This window comes from Kitasatospora sp. NPDC058218, assembly GCF_042882445.1.
In the GTDB taxonomy this organism is placed as follows: domain Bacteria; phylum Actinomycetota; class Actinomycetes; order Streptomycetales; family Streptomycetaceae; genus Kitasatospora.
The window spans coordinates 212,737-232,807 of record NZ_JBHVWC010000003.1 but is presented as its reverse complement, the minus strand read 5'-3'; the positions used below and the strand labels follow the sequence as shown (position 1 = coordinate 232,807).

Annotated in this window: 18 protein-coding genes, 1 other RNA gene and 1 pseudogene; 4 read left to right on the top strand and 16 right to left on the bottom strand. The window is 74.6% G+C overall.

Translation table 11 applies throughout. The features are described from left to right. The 4 genes from ACFVYI_RS03210 to ACFVYI_RS03195 all read right to left on the bottom strand — a co-directional run. On the bottom strand, positions 1 to 120 hold a 120-nt coding region (locus ACFVYI_RS03210), incomplete at its 3' end, for a chorismate synthase (protein ID WP_387881021.1). 14 nt (positions 121 to 134) lie between these two features. Continuing rightward, positions 135 to 1,148: a ParB/RepB/Spo0J family partition protein gene (locus ACFVYI_RS03205; RefSeq protein ID WP_387881003.1), complete on the bottom strand. Its 1,014-nt coding sequence runs from the start codon at positions 1,146 to 1,148 to the stop codon at positions 135 to 137. A gap of 251 nt (positions 1,149 to 1,399) precedes the next feature. Next, positions 1,400 to 3,553 carry an aminodeoxychorismate synthase component I gene (gene pabB / locus ACFVYI_RS03200; RefSeq protein WP_387881000.1) on the bottom strand — a complete coding sequence of 718 codons (2,154 nt, stop codon included), beginning with the start codon at positions 3,551 to 3,553 and terminating at the stop codon, positions 1,400 to 1,402. Positions 3,554 to 3,623: 70 nt separating this feature from the next. After that, a complete protein-coding gene (locus ACFVYI_RS03195) occupies positions 3,624 to 4,340 on the bottom strand; it encodes a 50S ribosomal protein L11 methyltransferase (RefSeq protein ID WP_387880998.1) in 717 nt (238 codons plus the stop codon). 246 nt (positions 4,341 to 4,586) lie between these two features. On the opposite strand from ACFVYI_RS03195, the gene ACFVYI_RS03190 reads away from it, so the two are divergent. Continuing rightward, positions 4,587 to 6,485 carry a helix-turn-helix domain-containing protein gene (locus tag ACFVYI_RS03190; RefSeq protein WP_387880995.1) on the top strand — a complete coding sequence of 633 codons (1,899 nt, stop codon included), beginning with the start codon at positions 4,587 to 4,589 and terminating at the stop codon, positions 6,483 to 6,485. 72 nt (positions 6,486 to 6,557) lie between these two features. On the opposite strand, the gene ACFVYI_RS03185 is transcribed toward ACFVYI_RS03190, so the two are convergent. The 6 genes from ACFVYI_RS03185 to ACFVYI_RS03160 form a co-directional block, all read right to left on the bottom strand. Beyond that, a complete protein-coding gene (locus tag ACFVYI_RS03185) occupies positions 6,558 to 7,808 on the bottom strand; it encodes an IS701 family transposase (RefSeq protein ID WP_387880992.1) in 1,251 nt (416 codons plus the stop codon). Between the two features lie 305 nt (positions 7,809 to 8,113). Beyond that, positions 8,114 to 8,512, bottom strand: an RNA gene (gene rnpB / locus ACFVYI_RS03180) — RNase P RNA component class A. A 13-nt stretch (positions 8,513 to 8,525) separates the two neighbouring features. Then, positions 8,526 to 10,025 carry an MFS transporter gene (locus ACFVYI_RS03175; protein WP_387880989.1) on the bottom strand — a complete coding sequence of 500 codons (1,500 nt, stop codon included), beginning with the start codon at positions 10,023 to 10,025 and terminating at the stop codon, positions 8,526 to 8,528. A 125-nt stretch (positions 10,026 to 10,150) separates the two neighbouring features. Continuing rightward, positions 10,151 to 11,623, bottom strand: coding sequence for an RNB domain-containing ribonuclease (locus ACFVYI_RS03170; protein WP_387880985.1), 1,473 nt, complete (start codon positions 11,621 to 11,623; stop codon positions 10,151 to 10,153). 125 nt (positions 11,624 to 11,748) lie between these two features. Beyond that, positions 11,749 to 12,144, bottom strand: a complete 396-nt coding sequence (locus ACFVYI_RS03165) for a type II toxin-antitoxin system death-on-curing family toxin (protein WP_387880983.1) — start codon at positions 12,142 to 12,144, stop codon at positions 11,749 to 11,751. Next, positions 12,141 to 12,476: a hypothetical protein gene (locus ACFVYI_RS03160; protein ID WP_387880980.1), complete on the bottom strand. Its 336-nt coding sequence runs from the start codon at positions 12,474 to 12,476 to the stop codon at positions 12,141 to 12,143. The genes ACFVYI_RS03165 and ACFVYI_RS03160 overlap by 4 nt, the downstream gene beginning before the upstream one ends. A 148-nt stretch (positions 12,477 to 12,624) precedes the next feature. Between ACFVYI_RS03160 and ACFVYI_RS03155 the strand changes: the two genes are divergently transcribed. Together ACFVYI_RS03155 and yaaA are read left to right on the top strand one after the other, a co-directional pair. Continuing rightward, positions 12,625 to 13,074 carry a DUF3995 domain-containing protein gene (locus ACFVYI_RS03155; protein WP_387880977.1) on the top strand — a complete coding sequence of 150 codons (450 nt, stop codon included), beginning with the start codon at positions 12,625 to 12,627 and terminating at the stop codon, positions 13,072 to 13,074. 74 nt (positions 13,075 to 13,148) lie between these two features. Next, on the top strand, positions 13,149 to 13,934 hold the full coding sequence (yaaA, locus tag ACFVYI_RS03150) for a peroxide stress protein YaaA (protein ID WP_387880974.1): 786 nt from the start codon (positions 13,149 to 13,151) through the stop codon (positions 13,932 to 13,934). A 114-nt stretch (positions 13,935 to 14,048) separates the two neighbouring features. Here the strand turns inward: yaaA and ACFVYI_RS03145 are convergent, their stop codons facing one another. Then, the gene (locus tag ACFVYI_RS03145) at positions 14,049 to 15,014 is read right to left on the bottom strand and encodes an aldo/keto reductase (RefSeq protein ID WP_387880972.1); all 966 of its coding nucleotides are present in this window, start codon (positions 15,012 to 15,014) and stop codon (positions 14,049 to 14,051) included. 163 nt (positions 15,015 to 15,177) lie between these two features. On the opposite strand from ACFVYI_RS03145, the gene ACFVYI_RS03140 reads away from it, so the two are divergent. Continuing rightward, the gene (locus ACFVYI_RS03140; protein WP_387880969.1) at positions 15,178 to 15,381 is read left to right on the top strand and encodes a hypothetical protein; all 204 of its coding nucleotides are present in this window, start codon (positions 15,178 to 15,180) and stop codon (positions 15,379 to 15,381) included. A gap of 54 nt (positions 15,382 to 15,435) precedes the next feature. Here ACFVYI_RS03140 and ACFVYI_RS03135 read toward each other — a convergent pair whose 3' ends face one another. The 5 genes and pseudogenes from ACFVYI_RS03135 to ACFVYI_RS03115 form a co-directional block, all read right to left on the bottom strand. Further along, positions 15,436 to 16,491, bottom strand: coding sequence for an endo alpha-1,4 polygalactosaminidase (locus tag ACFVYI_RS03135; RefSeq protein WP_387880966.1), 1,056 nt, complete (start codon positions 16,489 to 16,491; stop codon positions 15,436 to 15,438). Positions 16,492 to 16,513: 22 nt separating this feature from the next. Next, positions 16,514 to 17,209, bottom strand: a complete 696-nt coding sequence (locus tag ACFVYI_RS03130) for a spherulation-specific family 4 protein (RefSeq protein ID WP_387880963.1) — start codon at positions 17,207 to 17,209, stop codon at positions 16,514 to 16,516. After that, the gene (locus ACFVYI_RS03125) at positions 17,206 to 18,111 is read right to left on the bottom strand and encodes an NAD-dependent epimerase/dehydratase family protein (protein ID WP_387880960.1); all 906 of its coding nucleotides are present in this window, start codon (positions 18,109 to 18,111) and stop codon (positions 17,206 to 17,208) included. The genes ACFVYI_RS03130 and ACFVYI_RS03125 overlap by 4 nt, the downstream gene beginning before the upstream one ends. A gap of 137 nt (positions 18,112 to 18,248) precedes the next feature. Continuing rightward, positions 18,249 to 18,956 (bottom strand): annotated as a pseudogene (locus ACFVYI_RS03120) (NDP-sugar synthase); the annotation flags it as partial. A 73-nt stretch (positions 18,957 to 19,029) separates the two neighbouring features. Next, the gene (locus ACFVYI_RS03115; RefSeq protein WP_387880957.1) at positions 19,030 to 20,022 is read right to left on the bottom strand and encodes an SDR family NAD(P)-dependent oxidoreductase; all 993 of its coding nucleotides are present in this window, start codon (positions 20,020 to 20,022) and stop codon (positions 19,030 to 19,032) included. Between the last annotated feature and the right edge of the window lie 49 nt (positions 20,023 to 20,071).

The window sequence follows — 20,071 nt, the reverse complement described above, 5'->3', positions numbered from 1 at the left end:
GGTCACCGGAACGCCGGCGGGCAGGCCCTCCAGCGTCGCGACGAGTGCGGGACCGTGCGACTCCCCCGCCGTCAGCCAGCGCAACGTACCCAACGAACTCTCCCCGTTCGGTGTACCGATGGTCCTCACGCGGCTCAGGCCGCGCCCCGCGCCCGCTGCGCCAGCACGTCGGCGAGCGCGCTCCACTCCGCGCTGCGGCGGGCGGCCGCGACGTGCACCAGCGGGACGCTGTGCGGCGGGAGCGCGTCGGCGATCCGCTCCCACTGGTCGGGCGTCAGTTCCGTGCTGAGCAGGACGCGCAGCAGCAGCCGGCCGGAGTCGGTCGCCTTCAGGGCCGGGTCCCTGATCAGCTTCTGCACCGCCGTACTCGCCAGGTCCGACGAGACCTCCCCCACCGGCCGCTCCCCGGTCCGTTCCCCGGTCCGCTGCCGGGGAAGCTGCGGGGGGACGGTCGCGGGCCCGGCGCCGTCGCGCCGCCCCTGCGGCACCGGGCTCTCACCGCGCCGCAACCGGTCCCGGACATCGCGGACCGTACCGGTGGACACCCCGGCCCCCCGGGCCAGTTCGCGCAGCGAGGCGCCCGGGTCCTCCGCCAGCAGGGCGGCGGCGATCCGGCGCCCCTCGGCGCTGCTGAGCGGGCGCACGGTGCCGTCGCGGCCGACCCGGGTGTGCGACTGCGGAATCTCCGCACTCGCACTGCGGCGCAGCTTGCCCACGGTCTTGCCGCTCAGACCGGTGCGCTCCGCGATGGCCCGGTCGGACCAGTGCGGGTGGGAGCGCAGGATGCGGCCGGCGGCGAGCCGGCGCTCGGCCGGGGTCAGCGGGAGCCCGTGCCGGACGTTCAGCTGGACGGACAGGACGTACGCGTCGGCCTCGCTGCCGTCGAAGAAGCGGACCGCGATCTCGCGCCGGCCGCGCAGGGCGGTGGCCGAGAGCCGGTGCATGCCGTCGATCACCCGCATGGTGCCGCGGTGGACCAGGATCGGGTCGAACTCCCAGTCGGAGTCGGCGAGTTTGCGGACGTGCTCCTCGTCCTGGCGCTGGGCGCGCGGCGAGTCCGACGGCTTCAGCGCGTCGAGCGGCACCCGTCTGGGAGCGGAGGGGTCGATGCCGGGCATGCCGGACGTCGAGTTGCCGGTGACCGTCACGAAAGCGCTCCCCCCGTTGGCCGACCACTGGTCGGCACGAATCGCTGTCGGGGAGATCGTGCGGCAGGCCGGCCCGTCGGGCCAACCGCCGTCCGACACTCCGTCAGGTACGGGGGAATCCGTCAAGTCCTGCCCTGACCAGGCAATTTGCCGACGCCGCGCCCGGCCCGCAGGAAGGCCGGGCGTACCGCCGGGCCCCGCAGCGTACGGTGGGCGCGCCGAGCGGGCCGCCCACCGTACACCCCACGGGCTCAGAGCACCGCCGGATCCGGATGCCGCCCGGGGAAGCGGGCGCCGACCGCCGCCAGCAGCGGGCCCGCCTTCACGGCGGTCTCCTCGAACTCGGCCGCCGGGTCGGACAGCGCGATGACGGCGCCGCCCACCCCGTAGCGGACCCGGCCCGGGGTGACCAGCGCCGTCCGGATGACCACGCTCAGGTCGGCCGCCCCGGTCAGCGAGAAGTAGCCGATGGCGCCCGAGTAGACGCCGCGCGGACCGGCCTCCAGTTCGTCGATGATCTGCATCGTCCGGACTTTGGGCGCTCCGGTCATGGAGCCCGGCGGAAACGCGGCCCGGACGCAGTCCACCGCGCTCCGCCCCGCGCGCAGCTTCGCCCGGACCGGACTGACCAGTTGGTGGACGGTCGCGTAGGTCTCGACCTCGAAGATGCGGTCGGCCCGCACCGAGCCGATCTCCGCGTGGCGCCCGAGGTCGTTGCGGACCAGGTCGACGATCATCAGGTTCTCGGCCCGGTCCTTCCGGTCCGAGCGCAGCTGCGCCGCCAGCTCGGCGTCCTGCGCCGCGGTCGCCCCGCGCGGCCGGGTGCCCTTGATCGGGCGGGACTCCACGCCGCCGTCCGCCTCGATCCGCAGGAAGCGCTCGGGCGAGGTGCTGAGCACCGAGAGCCGGCCGAAGCTCAGCAGCGCCGCGTACGGCGCCGGACTGCTGCGGCGCAGGACGCGGTAGCCGTCCCACGGGTCGAGCTCGCCCCGGGCGTCGATCATGTTGGTCAGGCACACCTCGTAGGTCTCGCCGCGGGCGATCAGCTCCTGGCAGTGGTCGATCAGCCGCAGGTAGCCGTCGCGGTCGTGCCGCAGCCGGAGGTCGCCGACGCCCGGGAGCCCGGGGTGCTCCGCCGCGGCCCGGCCGGCCACCGACTCCAGCGCGTCCGCGGCCGTGCGCAGCCACGCCCGGGCCGGTGCCTCCTCGCCCTCCTCGCCCTCCTCGCCCTCCTCCGCCAGGGCGAGCAGATAGGTCGTGCGGGTGGCGTGGTCCAGTACCACCGCGCGGTCGGTGAAGACCATCACCGCGTCGGCGTCCTCCGACCGGTGGGCGGCCCTCCCGCCGCACTCGGCCTTCAGCTCGTAGCCGAGGTAGCCGACCCAGCCCAGCGCGAACGCGAAGGGCAGCGGCGGCACTTCGGCCCGGGTCGCCCGCAGGTCCCCGTCCAGCCAGTCCAGGAAGTCCGCCGACAGCACCTCGGTCTCCGCGGCCGAGCGGACGGTCACCGTCCGGCTCGCCACGTCGGCCTCGGCGACCCGGGCGAGCGGCCCCGAGCCGTCGCCCATGATCGAGAAGCGGCCGCCGGCCGCGTCGGGCCGACTGCTGTCCAGCCAGAAGGCGTACGCGCCGGTGCGGAACAGCCGGTCGTAGGCGACCTCGTCCTCCCAACGGGTGGGCAGCCGCTCCACCAGGACCCGCAGGGAGCGCGGGCGCGGCCCGCCGCGGTCGGCGGCGGACCGCTCGGCCGTGCGGCCGAGCGGCGCGACCGTCCGGTCGAGCAGCCCGAAGGCCACCGACTCCACCCGCTCCCGGCCGCGTTCGGCCCGCCACGCGGCGCTCAGCCGGGTGAAGTTGGCGAGCAGGTCGTGGCCGTGCCGGGTGAGGACCGACTCGGGGTGGAACTGCAGCCCCCACATCGGCCGGTGCCGGTGCTCGACGCCCATCAGGACGCCGTCCGGAGTCCAGGCCACCGCCGCCAGCTCGGGCGGCAGGTCCGTCACGGCCAGCGAGTGGTAGCGGACCACGTCGAACGGTGAGGGCAGCCCCTCGAACAGGCCGGTGCCCGTGTGCGACACGGGCGAGACGAGACCGTGCCGCGGCTCGCGGGCCCGCCCGACGGTGGCGCCGTGCGCCAGGGCCAGCCCCTGGTGGCCCAGGCAGACCCCGAGCAGGGGGATGTCCGCGTACTCGACGAGCTCGCGGCAGATCCCGAAGTCGGCCGCGACCGCCGGGTTCCCGGGCCCGGGCGAGAGCACCACGTTGTCGAAGGCGTCGAGCAGCCCGCGGTGCCAGCGCGGGTCGTCGTTGCGGATCACCACGGGCTCGTGACCGCCTACCTCGGCGAGGTAGTGGAACAGGTTGTAGGTGAACGAGTCGTAGTTGTCGATGAGCAGCGTGCGCAAGGTACCTCCGTGGCCCCGGGCGGGTGCTCCCGCCCGATCAGCGGACAGTCGGCCGCGCGGACGGCGCGGGTCAGTCCGCCCTGCGGATCTCGAAGAGGATGTGCTCGATCGTCTCGCCGCCCTCGCGGAACTCCTGACGGTGACGGACCAGCAGGTCCCGGCCGCAGTCGGCGGCGATCGCGTGGAGCCGCTCGACGTCCCCGCGGTCGCTGAACTGCAGCAGGGCGCTGCCGCCTTCGGTCAGCCGCAGCGGCGCCTCGACCAGGTACCCGCGGTGCGCCCGGTAGCCCGGGTCGACGTAGGCGCGCTCGTGGTCGGTCTCGTAGCGGTACTCCGTCGGGGCCAGGACGAAGTTGGAGTGCCAGTAGACGGTGTCGAACCGCTCGCCCTCGCCCAGCACGGAGAACAGGTCGCTGTGCACGGCGCGCAGCCGGTCGGTGACACCGTGCCGCACCGCGTTCAGCCGGGTGTTCTCCACCGCGAGCGGGTTGATGTCGGAGGCGACCACCCGCGCACAGCCCGCCAGGGCCGCGGCGATCGCGATGATGCCGGTACCGGCCCCGATCTCCAGGAACGACCCGTGCTGCCGGTACGGCGTCTCCCGTGCGCCGTCCAACCCCAGGATCTCCATGGCCGTCGCGGTGGTCGCCGAGAACGGTGGCGCGAAGACCCCGGGCAGCAGGTCCCACTCCCGGCCCGCCATGGTGAACCGGTCCGGCCGGTCCTCCCGGGTCAGCGCCGTACGGCTGCGCTCCAGGGATCTCGCGTAACTCTTCAGATCTGTCATCCCCCGCCCCTTGCCTTTTCGAGGAAGTCCTCTGTTCGACTCCCGAGGTCATCGTTTCGAAACCGCACGGTGCCCCGTAAGGTGCTCCGATGACACCGCGGGCCCGTCGGCGCGGTGCTCGGAGCACACCATGCTCGACTGACCCGGCCGCTCCTGCTTGACCAGCACAAACGCACAACCTAGGCTCCACCAACGATCTCGTGGTCTTGCGTGGGGGGACGCTTCTTGAACTCGGGCGACGCGTCGATGGACGCCCATACACCGGCTGTCCTCGAGCTTCTCGCTCTGGAGGCACCCGCCGGCCGCTTCGAGGAGCTGCTGTGGACGGCCCGCCAGGAAGAGCTGACGACCGAACAGTTCGGGCGCCTCGAACACGCCGTCCGGCTGGCCCTGGACGTCCGGGCCGCCGCCGACCAGCGGCGCCGACGGGAGGCGTCGCTGGCGTCACTGGTCGCCACCGCCCGCGACCTGGCCTACCAGCCCGACCTGGACTCCCTGCTGAACGTCATCACCGGCCACTCCCGGCGGCTGCTCGACTTCGACATGGCGTACGTCAGCCTGCGCCTGCCGCAGGGCGGCTCCTACGTCCACCGCTCGGACGGTGAGACCACCGCGCTCAGCGAGGGGCTGACGCTCGGTCACGGCCTGGGCCTCGGCGAGCAGGCGCAGGGCCGCCAGGCGCCGTTCTGGACCTCCGACTACCTCACCGACGACCGCTTCCCGCACTCCGCGGAGATCGACGCGGTGGTGGGGGCCGAGGGCCTGCGCGCGATCCTCGCGGTGCCGATGACCCACGGCGACGTGGTGGTCGGCGCGCTCTACGGCGCCTCCCGCCAGCGCCGCCACTTCACCCCGGACGAGGTCGGCCTGCTCCGCTCGTTCGCCGACATGGCCGCCGCGGCGATCGAGGCCACCCGGCGGGCGGAACGGCTGCGGGCCGAGCTGGCCGACACGCGGGAGGCCGCCGCCCGCACCGAGACCGCCCTGGCCTGCACCCGCCTGCTCGCCCGGACCCAGACCGAGTTCGCCGACCGGGTGCTCGGCGGCGCCGAACCGCACGACATCGTCCGGGCCATGGGGGACGCGCTGGACGGCACCCTCGTCCTGCGGGACGCGTCCGGCCAGGTCCTGGCCAGCACCGGGGAACTGCCCCGGCTGGACGAGGCGGTGGCGGTCAAGGCGCTGGTGGACTCGCACGCGGCCGGTGCGCCGATCGCGGTGACCGACACCGTCTGGGCGACCCACGTCACCACCGGGGTCGCGGGCCCGTGCGTGCTGCTGTTCCAGGCGAAGTCCCCGCTGACCGACGAGGGCAAACAGCTGCTGTACTCCACCGGCCAGGCCGTCGCCCTCGTCCTGCTGCTGCGGCACAGCGTGTCGGCCGCGGCCGGACCCGCCCGCGACGAGTACCTGGACGACCTGCTCGCCAGTACGCCGCAGTCGAGCCGGCGCCTGAGCGCGCGCGCCCGCCGGCTGGGCATCGACCCGTCCGGGCACCACGTCGTGGTGGTCCTGCGCCCCGAGGGCGGCAGACAGGGCGAGGCCGCCGTCTGGGCCTCCTCGTACGCCTACCGGCACGGCGGGCTCAAGACGGTCAGCGGGGAGCTCCTGGTGCTGCTGCTCCCGGGCACGGACCCCTCGGCCGCCGCCCGGGCGGCCTCCAACGAACTGTCACCGCTGCTCGGTCACGCGGTCTCCGCGGGAGCGGCCGGGCCGGCCCAGGACCTGGTGTCGGTCGGCAAGCTCTACCAGGAGGCCCGGCGCTGCCTGGACACGCTGATCGCCCTCGGGGGCACCGGCGGCACGGCCTCGGCGTCGGACCTGGGCTTCCTCGGGCTGCTGCTCTCCGACGAGCGCGACGCCGGTGCCTTCATCACCTCGGCGGTCGGCGCCGTCATCGACTACGACACCCAGCGGGGCACCGACCTCGTCCAGACCCTGGAGGCCTACTTCACCTCGGGGGGCAGCCCGACCCGGGCCGCCCAGCAGCTGCACGTGCACACCAACACCGTCTCCCGGCGGCTCGACCGGATCACCGAGCTGCTCGGCCCGGACTGGCAGCAGCCCGCCGGTGCGCTGGAGATCCAGCTGGCCCTGCGCCTGCACCGGGCCCGCGGGGCGGTCTACCCGGGTACCGGGCGGTAGGGCCCGCCGCCGCCCCGGTGGACCGACGCCCGGTGGACCGGTCCGCACCGGTCCACCGGGCGGCGCGCACGGTCAGGCCGAGCGCGGGGTGGGGTACTCGACCGGACTCCCGCCGAGCCCCGCCATGGCGGTGGCCGCATGGGCCGCGGAGGCGAGCGAGATGTGCCGGTGCCAGCCCCGGAACGAGCGGCCCTCGAAGTCCCGCAGACCGACCTCCTCGCCGACCCCGGTGAGGTCCCGGCAGGCCCGACCGGCCAGCTTGGTCAGCCGCAGCAGCGCACCCGCGGGGGCCGACGCCAGGTTGGTCACCCACAGCGCCACCGGCGAGCTGTCCGGGTCCGTCCACTCGCCGAGCAGCAGCAGGTCCCGGTCGCCGTCACCGGAGCCGGCGCGGCGGGCCCGGCCGGAGCCGTCCGCCGGACCGACCCGCACGGCGACGGTGAGCGATCCGCCCGCCCCGGTCGGCCCGCCCCAGGTGCTGCGGCGACGCAGACCCTTGACCGAGGCCAGGATGCGCTGCGCGGCGAGCGGCCCGCCGCCGTACCCGGGCAGGGCCGGATCGCGGACCTCCAGCAGGGACGTACCGCTGACCCGGGCCACCACCGGCAGGCCGGCCGCGGTGAACCGGTCGACGGTGGCCGCGACCCGGTCGGCGTAGGTGTTCAGCACCACCGGCCGCGCCGGCACCCGCCAACTGCCCACCGACTCCGTGAAGGCGGCGAGCGCGCACTCCAGCAGCGTCTCCTCGGCCATCCCCTCCGGGATCTCGGCCCGACGCCGCCGGAGGTCGTCCCGCAGCCAGGACCCGGGCAGGAACAGCCGCCAGTGCACCGGGACGGTCAGCAGCTCGGAGGCGTAGAAGACCCCGAAGGCCTGCTGCCCGTGGAAGCTCTGGCCCAGGCACTGGTCGTAGCCCTGCTCCACCCCCACCGACTGGTCGCCGGCCTTGGGGATCGGCATCGGGCCGACCACCCAGGCCTGCGGGGCCGCCGCCCGCGAGAGGTGGCGGGCCAACGCCTCCCGCATCGGCATCCAGTCCCAGGTGGAGCTGCTGATGAAGTGGTGCAGGCTCTGCTCGGCGGCGGCGCCGCCGACATGGGCCGCGATGTTGCGGATGGACTTGCGCCCCCTCGCCTGCAGGAGTCCCCGCAGGTACTGCTCGCCCTTCTGACGCTGGTCACGCCGCGCGAGCGAGGCGAAGAGCGCACCGGCCAGCTCGCCGGTCGCCGCCTCCCACGCGTCGCCCAACCCACCCGCCGTGTGGCGCCGCTGGGGCAGGTAGAGCTCCGGCCCGGCCCCACTCTCGCCGAATGGCACGATCACGACTTTGCCCCCTTCGCTGACCCGGCGGCCTCCGCTTGCCGCCCTGTCAAGACTGACGGCCGGACGCCGCCCTGGGGAGGTGGGCAGGCCCCCTCACCGCAGCTGTCAAGGGTCGCTCGGGCACCATCAGGGGCGCCGCCGGGCGCGAACCCCGGACCACCGACACGCCCCCACCACCCCCCACCGGGTGCCGGGCCACCCTCAGGGCAGGGCGGATGGGGGCGGCAGCAGCGACAAGGGGGCGCACATGGGCGCGAACACGCTCGGCCCGACCCGGAACGGCGCCGGAGCGGGAGCGGAAGGGGCGGAAGAGTCGGCCTGTACGCCGGGTTCTGTCTCCTGGGCTGCTTGCGCGGCCCGGGGAGGCGGTCATCCATCTAGGACTGCCGTTGCCGACAGCCTCGTGCGGTCTACCCGCGGACTCGGGCGAGCAGCCCTCGATCATCCGCGCACGGTGCCCGGGGGCACCGATCTTGACCTTGCTCCAGGTGGGGTTTACCGAGCCGGCCGAGTCACCCCGGTCGCTGGTGGTCTCTTACACCACCGTTTCACCCTTACCCATCGCCGAAGCGGTGGGCGGTCTGTTTTCTGTGGCACTGTCCCGCGGGTCACCCCGGGTGGGCGTTACCCACCACCCTGCTCTGTGGAGCCCGGACGTTCCTCGGCGGGTCCTGAGGACCCGTCGCGACCGCCCGGCCGGCTCTTCCGCCGTAGTGGTCATGGTAGCCGCTCGGGCGGGGCCTCCCGTACTCCGGGGCGGGCCAGGGGCGGCTCGCCGCCGAGGCGGGCGGCCACCCGGGCGGCGGTGCCGGTGGCCCAGGCCGTGGTGGTGACCAGGCCGAGGACGAGGATCGCGACGCCCAGCCCGGTCACGATCCACCAGCCGGCGTGGCTGGCCGGGGCGAAGCCGGTGGCGACCGGGCCGACCACGGCCGAGGTGACCACGGTGCCGATCACCGCGACGCCGAGCGACTGGCCGACCTGCCGGCTGGTCGAGGCGACCGCCGCCGCCACGCCCGCCTGGGCGCGCGGCATCCCCGAGACGGCGGCGTTGGTGATCGGCGCGTTGACCATGCCGAAGCCGAAGCCGAACAGCGCGTAGGCGGCCAGCAGCAGGCCCGGCGGGGAGTCGGCGGTGAGCGTGGTGAGCAGCACACCGCTGGTGGCGAGCCCGAGACCGGCCGCGACCAGCGGGCCGCGCGGCCCCCGGCCGCCGACGATCCGGCCGGAGAGCGGTGCGCAGACCAGCATCATCCCGGCCATCGGCAGCGTCCACAGGCCCGCCTCGACCGGGCTGTAGTGCCGGACGTCCTGCAGGTAGAGGGTGTTGAGGAAGAGGAAGCCGCCGAGCGCCGCGAAGGCGCAGACGGCGGTGACGGTGGCACCGGTGAACGGCGCGCTGCGGAAGAAGCGCGGGTCGACCAGCGGCTCGGCGACCCGGAGCTCCCAGAACGGGAAGGCGGCCAGCGCGGCCAGCGCCGCCACCCCGAGCCCGAGGATCAGCGGCGACGTCCAGCCGTGCTCGGGGCCCTCGATGATCGCGGCGGTGCCGCAGCCGAGCAGCACCACCATCAGCAGCTGGCCGACCGGGTCCAGCCGGCGGGGCCTGGGCGAGCGCGACTCGGGGACGTAACGGGCGGTCAGCAGGAAGGCGACCAGTCCGATCGGGACGTTGATCAGGAAGATCGCCGGCCAGCCTGCGCCGTCCACCAGGAACCCGCCGAGCAGCGGGCCGAGGGCCATCGAGATGCCGACCACACCACCCCAGACGCCGATCGCCCGGGCCCGCTCGCGCGGTTCGGTGAAGGTGTTGGTGATGATCGACATCGCCACCGGGTTCAGCATCGAGCCGCCGACCGCCTGCACCGCGCGGAACACCACCAGCCACTCCAGGCTGGGCGCCAGGCTGCAGAGCAGCGAGCCGAGCACGAAGAGCAGCAGACCGGTCTGGAACACCCGGCGGCGGCCGAAGCGGTCGGCCACCGAGCCGAACAGCATCAGCAGCGAGGCCAGCACCAGGGTGTAGGCGTCGATGACCCACTGCAGGCCGGAGGCCGGGGCGTCGAAGTCCTTCTGGATCGCCGGGAGGGCGATGTTCACCACCGTGTTGTCGAGCCCGACGATGAACAGGCTCAGGCAGCAGATCCCGAGGATCAGCAGCCTGCGGCGCCGGCCGGGGTCGGTGGACGGCGTGCGGGGGGAGGTCGGTTCGGCCACGGGTCGATCCTCCCACCCGGGCGCCGCCGGGCGGGGGTGCAGCGGACCGTCCGGGTGGCGCCGGACCGGCGGGGCGGGCCGGACGGCCGCGGCGGGCCCGGGGCCTGGGCCCCGGCGAGGTGGCGTCAGACGGCGGTGAAGCGGACCGTACGGGTGACGGCGTCGGCCTGCGTCAGGCGGGCGACGATCCGCCCGCCGAGCGGAAGGGCGGCGCCGTTCGCCCCGCCGGCGCCGCCCGCCGCGTCGCAGCGGGCCCGGACGGCGGGCTCGCGCAGCTGCACGGTGCCCCGGGCGGGCCGCTGCTCGTCCACGTCGATGACCACGGCGGGGAAGTCCTCGCCCTCCCGGCCGGCCAGCAGCTCCGCCTCGACCAGGTCGACGCAGGCCCGTTCGACCTCGGCCGAGCGGCGGTCCCCGGCCGCCATCAGGGCGGGGACACCGGGCAGCGCCTCCCGGGCCCAGTCCGGCACCGACTCGCCGGCGGCCACGGCGGCACAGACCTCCTGGGCGTAGCGGTCCCCGAGCCGGCGTAGCGGCGCGGTGCAGTGCGCGTACGGCGCGGCCAGCGCGGCGTGCGCGGGATCGGCCGGGGCGGGCAGGCCCTGGGTCTCGTCGAAGGCCCGGTAGCCGGCCCCGCGCAGCAGGCCGGTGCACTCGTTGAGGAAGGCCGCGTTCAGCGGGGCGTCCGGGTCGAGGGAGCGGATGAGGTCCGGGTACGGGAGACCGTCCGGCCAGTCGACGTCGAGCGCCCGGGCGGTGCGGCGCAGCCGCTCGTACGCGGCGGCGGGCGCGGCGGGCAGGGTGCGCAGCAGGCCGACTCCGGCGTCCAGCATCAGCTCGGCCGCGGCCATCCCGGTGAGCAGGGAGATCTGGGCGTTCCAGCCGTCGGCGGGGGTGAGCGCGCGGTAGCCGAGGACGTACCCGTGCAGGGTCTCCTCGATCTCCTGCTCGGGGACGGGCAGGCTGACCCCGCCGCGGGCCCGCTCCTGTTCCTCGCGGAGCCGGCCGACGGCGGCGAGCAGGGCGAGCTGCTCGTCGGCGCCGCCGGCGTCCACGGCCCGCTGGACGTCGGTGTAGTCGAGCCGGCGGTGCGAGCGGACCAGCGCGCGGCGCAGGTCGGCGAGGACGACGCCGCCGTCGGCGTCCAGGTCGAGCTGCCAGAGCAGGGCCGGGCGGGTCTCGCCGGGCAGCAGGCTGGCGGCGTCCTCGGAGAGCCGGGCCGGGTGCAGGGGGACGCGGTGGTCGGGGAAGTAGAGGGTCTGGACGCGGCGGCGGGCCTCGGCGTCGATCTCCCCGCCGGGGCGGACGAAGGCGGCGACGTCGGCGATCGCGTAGTGCACCCGGTAGCCGCCGCCGGGGCGGTGGGCCAGGTGCATGGCCTGGTCGAGGTCGCGGGAGCCGGGCGGGTCGACGGTGAAGAGCGGGAGGTCGGTCGCGTCGTACTCCGGCAGCCGCGGCGACTCGGCGGCCTGCTCGGCCTCCGCGAGCACGGCCTCCGGCCACTCGGTGCGGATCTCCAGGCGGGCGCGCAGCTCGGTCAGTTCGGCATTGATCCGGGCCGAGTCGGCGGCCTTGACGCGCAGTTTTCGGCGTGGCATGCAGGCAGCGTAGGGCGAATCGGGTGATTCCGGGCGGACGTCGGCGGCGGGCGCGCCGACGCCCGCCCCGGTCACCGGGCCGGGCCGAGCCGGTGCTCGGGGACCCGGAACCGGCCCGGCCCGGCTCAGCGGCCCAGCAGGGACCTGAGGTCCTTGGCGGCCAGGGCGACCGCGTCGTCGTAGCCGCCGGTGGCCAGCCGGAGCACGAAGGCGACGGCGTCGTCCGGGTGCGGGTCGGTGTAGGGCTCGGCGTTGTAGTCGAGGAAGAGCAGCATCGCCTCGAAGGCGGTGCGCTTGTTCCGGTCGATCAGCGGGTGGTTGCGGGCGAGGCTCTGGCCGAGCGCGGCCGCCTTGGTCCAGAGGTCGGGGTAGGCATCCGCGCCGAAGAGGCTCGCCCGCGGGCGGCCGAGCGCCGAGAGCAGCGCGCCGAGGTCGCGGATGTTCTCCGGGCCGCCGGCGAGGTAACTGACGTCCGCCAGGTCGAGGTACTCGACGTCGCGGCTCCGCTGCTGCCCGGTCACAGGTCCTTGAGCCTCTCCAGCGTCTCCGCGTTGCCGGCCCGGATCCGGGCGACCAGGGCGATCCGGCGGTCCTCCCGGCTGGGCGCCGGCTTCTCGGCCAGGGCCTCGGGCAGCTCGGACTGCCGCACGTCGAAGGCCAGCTCGGCACGGTCCGGGCCGGACGCCTCCGTCACCCGCACCCGGCCGGCCAGCACCGCCTGGGCGGCCGCCCGGAGCGCGAACTCCAGTGCCTGCCGGGTCTGCGGCGGCAGGTCGGCGGGCAGCCGGACCGGCAGGGACTCCTCCACGGCGTCGTCGTCGCCGGGTACCAGGTCCAGGGGGCGCATGGTCATCTCGTCACTCTCCTTCGGTGCCACCGTATGCCGGGGCCGGCCGACGGCCCACCGGATTCCCCGTAAGCACTCGTAGGGTGGTCCCGTTGATCGGACTCGGAGGGGGGCTCGGCGGATGGGCACGGAACGGGTGACGGGGGAGGATCGGGTGACCGGCGCGGTACGGGTGACGGGGACGGCGGTGGCCGGGGTCCTGGCGGTGACGGGGGCGCTGCACGCGCTCTGGGCGGTGACGCCGTGGCCGGCGCGGTCGCCACAGGAGTTCGCGGACACCGTGGTCGGCACGGGCGACGGTGTGCCGCCGGCGGCGGCCTGCCTCGCGGTGGCCGGGCTGCTGGGGACGGCGGCGTACCTGGTGGGCGCGGAGGCCGGGGTGCTGCCGGCGGTGGGGCCGCGGCGGGTGCGCCGGGCCGGCGTCCGGACGGTCGCGGGGGTCCTGCTGGCGCGCGGGGCGGCGGGGCCGCTGGCGTTCGGTGTGCTGAGCGAGCGGACGGAGCGGTTCAGACGGCTGAACACGCGGTACTACTCGCCGCTCTGCCTGGCGCTCGGCGCCGGGGCGACGGCGGTCGCGGCGGCGGCCCCCGGGACCGAGCTGTGACGGGTTACCCGCGGCCCTGCCGGTTTGCGTAGGGTGGCGGGGTTCGCCCGCCACAAAATGTTGAGGAGTCCGCTGTGCTGGTGCTGTTGCCGCCCTCGGAGGGCAAGGCCGCGTCCGGGGACGGAGTGCCGGTGGCGCTCGACGCGCTGTCGCTGCCCGGGCTGACGGCGGCGCGCGCGCAGGTGCTGGAGACCCTGGTCGGGCTCTGCCGGGGCGACGAGGAGGTCGCCGCCGGGGTGCTCGGCCTCAGCCCCGGCCTGCGCGGCGAGGTCGCCCGGAACGCGGGGCTGCCGACGGCCGGCGCGCGGCCCGCCGGCGAGGTGTACACCGGGGTGCTCTTCGACAACCTCGGTCTGGCCACCCTGGACGAGGCCGCGTACGGGCGGGCCGAGCGCTCGCTGCTGGTCTTCTCCGGCCTCTGGGGCGCGGTCCGGATCGGCGACCGGATCCCGCCCTACCGCTGCTCGATGGGGGTGAAGCTGCCCGGCCTGGGGGCGCTCGGCCCGTACTGGCGCACCGCGACGGCGTCCGTGCTGCCCGAGGTGGCGGACGGCCTGGTGCTGGACCTGCGCAGTTCCGCGTACGCGGCGGCGTGGAAGCCGGCCGGCGAGCTGGTGACCCGCACGGCCACCGTGCGGGTACTGCAGGAGCGCGACGGCAAGCGGTCCGTGGTGAGCCACTTCAACAAGGCCACCAAGGGCCGGCTGGTCCGCGACCTGCTGGTGGCGGGCGCCGAGCCGAAGACGCCCGGCGAGCTGGTGGACGCGCTGCTCGGGCTGGGGCACCGGGTGGAGGTCGCGGCCGAGGGCACCGCCCGCAAGCCGTGGCAGCTGGACGTGGTGGTCACCGAGATCCACTGAGCGGTGGCGGGGGGGCCCGGGGGGGGCCCCCCCCCCCCGCCCCGGCCCCCCCGGGGCCCCCCCCCCGCCCCGCCCCCGGGCGCACTCGCCCCGCGGGGCCCCGCCGCGCTGGAGTCAGGAGGAGGCGCCGTCCAGCAGGGTGAGCTGTTCCGGCGTGAGGCGCAGCGAAGCGGCGGCCAGCAGCGGGGGGAGCTGCTCGACGCGGCGGGCGCTGGCGATCGGGGCGGCGACCGTCGGGCGGGTGCCCAGCCAGGCCAGGGCGACGGTGGCGAGCTCGGCACCGTGCTCGGCGGCGACCGTGTCCAGTGCCTCCAGCACCTTGGGGCCGCGCGGGTCGGCCAGGTAGCGGGAGGCGCCCTCGGACCGGGCGCTGGCCACGTCGGCGCCGCCGAGGCGGTACTTGCCGGTCAGGAAGCCGGAGGCGAGGGCGTAGTAGGGCACGGTGGCCAGGCCGTGCTCGGCGACCACGTCGGCGAGCGGGCCCTCGAAGGTGGCGCGGGAGACCAGGTTGTAGTGCGGCTGGACGGCGACGTACTTCGCCAGGCCCTCGCGCTCGGAGAAGGCCAGCGCCTCGGCGAGCCGCTCGGCGCCGATGTTGGAGGCGGCGATCGCGCGGACCTTGCCCTCCTTCACCAGCTCGTCCAGCGCGGTGATGAACTCCTCCACCGGGGTGTCGTCGTCCTGGTGGGTGTAGTAGAGGTCGATGTGGTCGACGCCGAGGCGGCGCAGGGAGCCCTCGGCCGAGGACTTGATGGTGGCCGCGCGCAGGCCGCGCGCCTCGGGGTGCAGGCCGACCTTGGTGGCGATCACGATGTCGTCGCGGTTGCCCCGGCTGCGCAGCCAGTCGCCGATGATGCTCTCGGACTCGCCGCCGGCGTTGCCGGGCACCCAGGAGGAGTAGGTGTCGGCGGTGTCGACGAAGTTGCCGCCGGCGGCCGCGTACGCGTCGAGGACGGCGAAGGACTGCTCCTCGTCGGCCGTCCAACCGAAGACGTTGCCGCCCAGGGAGAGCGGGTGCACGGCGAGGTCGGAGGTGCCGAGCTGGACCCGGCCGGGGGCGTCACTGTGGATTCCGGTCATGACCCGAGTCAACCGGATCACAGGGGCGGGCATTCCACGGTCGGGACAGACTTCACAAGCTTGTCGTACTCCCTTGCCCGGGTCGTCGCGCCGGGTGGGTGGCGAGCACCGGAGGAGGGTCCGGGGTGTCGGCGGGGTCGGCGGATTCGTTAGAGTCCGTGCCATGGCTGACAACGACTACGACCCCGCCGGCAGCACCCAGATGTTCCGGGCGTTCGTCGACGAGACCCCGGCACCCCAGGCGCCGGGCTCCGTCTCCACCTACGGCAGCAGCAGCAGCGGCGGCAGCCGGACCGGCCTGATCGCGGTCATCGCCGTCGTCGCGCTGGTCGTGGTGGGCGCCGTCATCTGGCTGGCTGTCAAGTAACCCTTCGGACGGAGTGCCTGGCGGACCGGTACGCCCTGCTGCCCCGACGGGGCCTCAGCAGGGCTTCCGCCAGGCGTCCAGTTCCAGCTTCTTCTGCATCGAGCTGAAGCCCAGCGACTTGGTCCGGGCGCAGAACTTCTCCGTGCCGAGCTTGTACTCGACGTGGAAGACCGCCTTGCCCGCCTGGATGAAGGGCGAGAGCCGGGCGCACTCGTCGAACTGCGCGCACTCCTCGTTCACGGCGAAGTCGAAGTCGCCCAGCAGGGCGGGGATCTGGTCCAGGTCGTTCTTCAGGCCGATCGCCAGGCCGCGCTCATGGGCGAGCGAGGCCAGCATGCGGTTGTACCGCAGCTGGTCCTCCGCCGTCAGCGGGAAGCCGCTGTTCTGGTTGTAGGCCTCGATGGTGTCGGGCTCGACGGCGTCGAAGCCCTTGCTGCGGCACATGTCGAAGCGGGCCGCCATCAGGGGCTTCAGCTGGTCGAGCTTGCGGATGTCGAACCACTTCTCGCCCTTCCAGCCGTTGCCGGAGCCCTGGAGGGCCTTGGTGAAGGCGGCGGCGTCGGGGCGGAAGTCCTCCCAGGAGCCGGCGTTGATGTAGCAGATGACCTTCCGGCCCTTGGCGTGCAGGGCGGCGACCACGGAGGCGTCGGTCTCGAAGCCGTCGACGTCGTAGACCGGGACGTCCACCGACTGGTCGACGCCGCCGCCGAGTTGCCACTGCCAGGCGAGGCCGGGGGTGGGCTGCCAGCGGGCACCGGCGGGCTGCGGCGCGGTGCCGGGCGCGGAGGGGGTCCCGGGGGTGCCCGGGGTCGCGGGTGTCGCCGGGGTCCCGGGGGTACTCGGGGTGCCCGGGGTGCCCGGGGTGCCCGGGGTGCCCGGGGTGCTCGGGGCCGCCGTGGGCGGCGGGGTGCCCGGCGTCCCGGGGTCGCTCGTCGAGGGTGCGGACGGGGTGCCCGGGACGGGTGCGGCGGTGGCCGCGGGCGGCTGGGCGCCGGTGGCGTCGGCGGAGGGGTCCTCCTCGTCCTCCGAGCCCGAGCTGCTGCACGAGGTCAGCGCCAGGGCGGTGGTCAGGGCGAGGGCGGCCCACAGGGGCCGGGTGCGACGGGTCACGGTACTCGAACTCCGGGTGGGGTCAGGTCGGTTCGGTGACGCTCAGGGCGTGCGGCAGGGTGCGCCAGGGGTTGTCCCCGGCGCCCGGGACGGCGCAGCCGACGCCCGCCCGGCGGGCGGCGATCAGCGCGGCGGCCTCTCCGGCCTCCCCGGCCGGGACGTCGTACACCAGGTGGCAGAAGCGGGCGGCGGCGTGCCGGCCGGTCCAGAGCGGCAGGGTCATCGCGCGGTAGGTCTCCCAGTCGCCCTCGAAGGTGACCAGCAGGTCGGCGAGGCCGACCTCGGCGTAGCCGGGATCGGGGTGGTCGCCGTGGCCGAACACCACGGTGGCGCAGCCGGCGGCGCGGGCCGCGGTGGCCAGGCGCCGGTAGTGCGCCAGCGCGCCCGGATGGGTGGCGACCTGGTCGAGGTAGACGCCGGTGATGCCGTGTCGCTGACGGTACGTCAGGATGTCGTCGACCACGGCGGCATGGGGTCGCCGGCCGTAGTCGGTGTCGGCGTAGCCGAGCAGTGGGAGGCCGGCCTTGCGCAGCTCGTCGGCGGCCTCGGCGAAGACGTTGTCGGGGGTGTCGCCGGGGCCGTCGGCCAGGTTCAGCACGACGGCGGCGATCCGGCCCGGGTCGGCGGCGGCGACCGCCTGCCAGGCCGCCGGGTCCACCGCGGGGTGGACGTACAGCGGCACCAGCAGGCGGCCGTCGAACTGGCTTGCGCCGGTCATGCGGTGACCAGTGGATCGGTGCTGAGCCAGAGGTCGCGCAGGGTGTCGGCGAGGGCGGTCTCCGGGTACCAGCCGAGCTCCCGGGCGGCGGCCGAGACGTCGGCCTGCTGCCAGGAGACGGCGGCCGAGCGCTCGGAGCCGGCCCCGCTCTCGTCGATCCGGCCGGTGAAGCCGGCCGCGGCGGCCAGGCCGTCCGCGATCGCCCGGACCGGCTTGGCCTGCCCGGAGGCGAGGTTGAGCACCCGCGGCAGCGGGCGCTCGGCGCCGACGGCCAGGCCGACCGCGCGGGCGACGTCCCGGGCGTCGACGAAGTCGCGGTGGGCCGAGAGGTCCCCGACCTTCACCACGCCGTCGGCTCCGTCCGGGGCCGCCCGGCGCAGCTCGGCGGCGAGCCGGCCGGGCAGCGAGCCGGCCGGTGCGCCCGGGCCGACCGGGTTGAACACCCGCAGCACCACGGCGTCCAGCGGCGAGCCGGTCACCGCGAGGGAGCCGGCCAGCTTGGTGGCGCCGTAGACGCCGACCGGGCGGGCGTCGGCGTCCTCGGCGAGGGAGCTGCCGGGGGCGCAGACGCCGTACTCGCCGGCCGAGCCGATGTGCACCAGCCGGGCCTTCGGTGCGCCCAGCCCCAGGGCCTCGCAGAGCACGGCCGGGCCGCGCGCGTTGACCTCGGCGAGGGTGACCGCGCTGCCGGAGACCGCGCCGGCGAAGTTCACCACCGCGTCGGGGGCGAGCGCGGCCAGTTCCTCGCCGAGCGGGCCGGCCTGTGCGGTGGCCAGGTCCAGGTGCAGGTCGTGGTCGGGCCGCCGCCCGGCGGTCAGCACGGTGGCTCCGTGCAGTGACCGCAGGACGGTGGCGGCGTGCCGGCCGAGGAAGCCGTCCACGCCGAGCAGCAGGATTCTCACGCGGCCCGTCCGTCGTTCTCGGGGCCCGTCGCGGCGGAGGCCGTCGGCTGCCCGTCGGCGGCGTCCGGCGCGGTGCGGGCGGCCGGGATCGGCAGCTCCGGTTCGTTCGGTACGGCGTACAGGCCCTCGGCCGGCCCGCCCGGGAGCAGCAGCGAGCGGTTGAGCGCGAACTCGGCGTTGGCCCGGTCGTAGTCGTCCGGGCGGCCGATGTCCAGCCAGTAGCCGCCGAACTCGTAGGCGGCCGGCGGGGTCTTCGCGGCGAGCAGGTCGAGCACCAGCTCGTCGAAGCCCAGCGGCAGGCCGGGGGTGTACGCGGCGAGTGCCGAGCGGGACACGCCGTAGACGCCCATCGAGACCCGGTAGTCGATGCTCGGCTTCTCCTGGAAGCCGGTGATGGAGCCGGACTCGGTGGTCAGCACACCGAAGTCGATCTTGACCTGGCGGGCGTAGGTGGCGATGGTGAGCGGCGCCCCGGAGGCCTCGTGGTGCTTGAGCACCCCGGCGAAGTCCAGGTCGGTGAGGATGTCGCCGTTCATCACCAGGAAGTGCTCGGGCAGCCGGTCCTGCATGGTGAGCAGCGGGCCCATGGTGCCGAGCGGGCTGTCCTCGACGGCGTAGCCGACCCGCAGCCCCCACTGGGAGCCGTTGCCGACGTAGGCGCGGATGATGTGGCCGAGATGGCCGATGGCCAGGGTGACGGTGGTGAAGCCCGCCGCGGCGAGCTGGCGCATCACGATCTCCAGGATCGCGTGCTGGTCGCCGATCGGGACGAGCGGCTTGGGGAGCGCGGTGGTGTACGGACGAAGGCGTACGCCCTTACCACCGGCCAGGATCACTGCGTGCATGGTGTTTCCCCCACGGAAGGATGGTGCGACAGGAGCCTTTTGGGTGTCGGTGCTGCCAGTGAGGTGCGGCAGGTCAGACGTTGTAGATGTCGGTCTTGTAGCGCGCCAGGTTGGCGGGGTCGCGGAAGAACTCGATGGTCTGCTCCAGGCCCTGCTCCAGGGAGAACTCCGGGGCCCAGCCGGTGGCCGTGCGCAGCCGGGTGGCGTCGGCGACCAGGCGCATCACCTCGGAGTTGGTCGGACGGATGCGCTGCTCGTCCTCCTTCACCGTGACGTCCACGCCCATCAGCTTGCCGATCAGGGTGACCAGGTCGCCGACCGAGATCTCGCCGCCGGTGCCGGCGTTGAAGGTCTTGCCGACCACGGTCTCCGCCGGGGCGGTGCCGACCGTGCGGAAGGCGTTGGCGGTGTCCTTCACGAAGGTGAAGTCACGGGTCGGGCGCAGGTCGCCGAGGGTGATCTCGCGCTCGCCGGCGGCCAGCTGGGCGATCACGGTCGGGATGACGGCGCGCATCGACTGGCGGGGGCCGAAGGTGTTGAACGGGCGCAGCGTGACGACCGGGGTGTCGAAGCTGGCGTAGTAGCTGTCGGCCAGCCGGTCCCCGCCGGCCTTGGAGGCGGCGTACGGGGACTGGGTGTTGATCGGGTGGTCCTCGGTGATCGGCACGGTCTGCGCGGTGCCGTAGGTCTCGCTGGTGGAGGTGTGCACCAGGCGGGGGATGTGGAAGTGGCGCACGGCCTCCAGCACGTTGAGGGTGCCGGTGACGTTGGTGTCGACGTAGGAGTGCGGAGCCCGGTAGGAGTACGGGATCGCGATCAGGGCGGCCAGGTGGTACACCGCCTCGGTGCCCTTGATCAGGTCGATGACGGAGCCCGGGTCCCGGACGTCGCCGAGGACGATCTCGACGGAGTCCAGCACCTCCTTGGGAAGGGTCTCCAGCCAGCCGAAGGACGAGAAGGAGTTGTACTGCACCATCGCGCGGACCTGGTGGCCGTCCGCGACCAGGGTCTCGACGAGGTGGGAGCCGATGAAGCCTTCGGCTCCGGTGACGGCGACGTTGCTCATCCGGTGAATCGCTTTCTGCTCTTGGTACGGGTGAGGTCGGCTGGGTGCG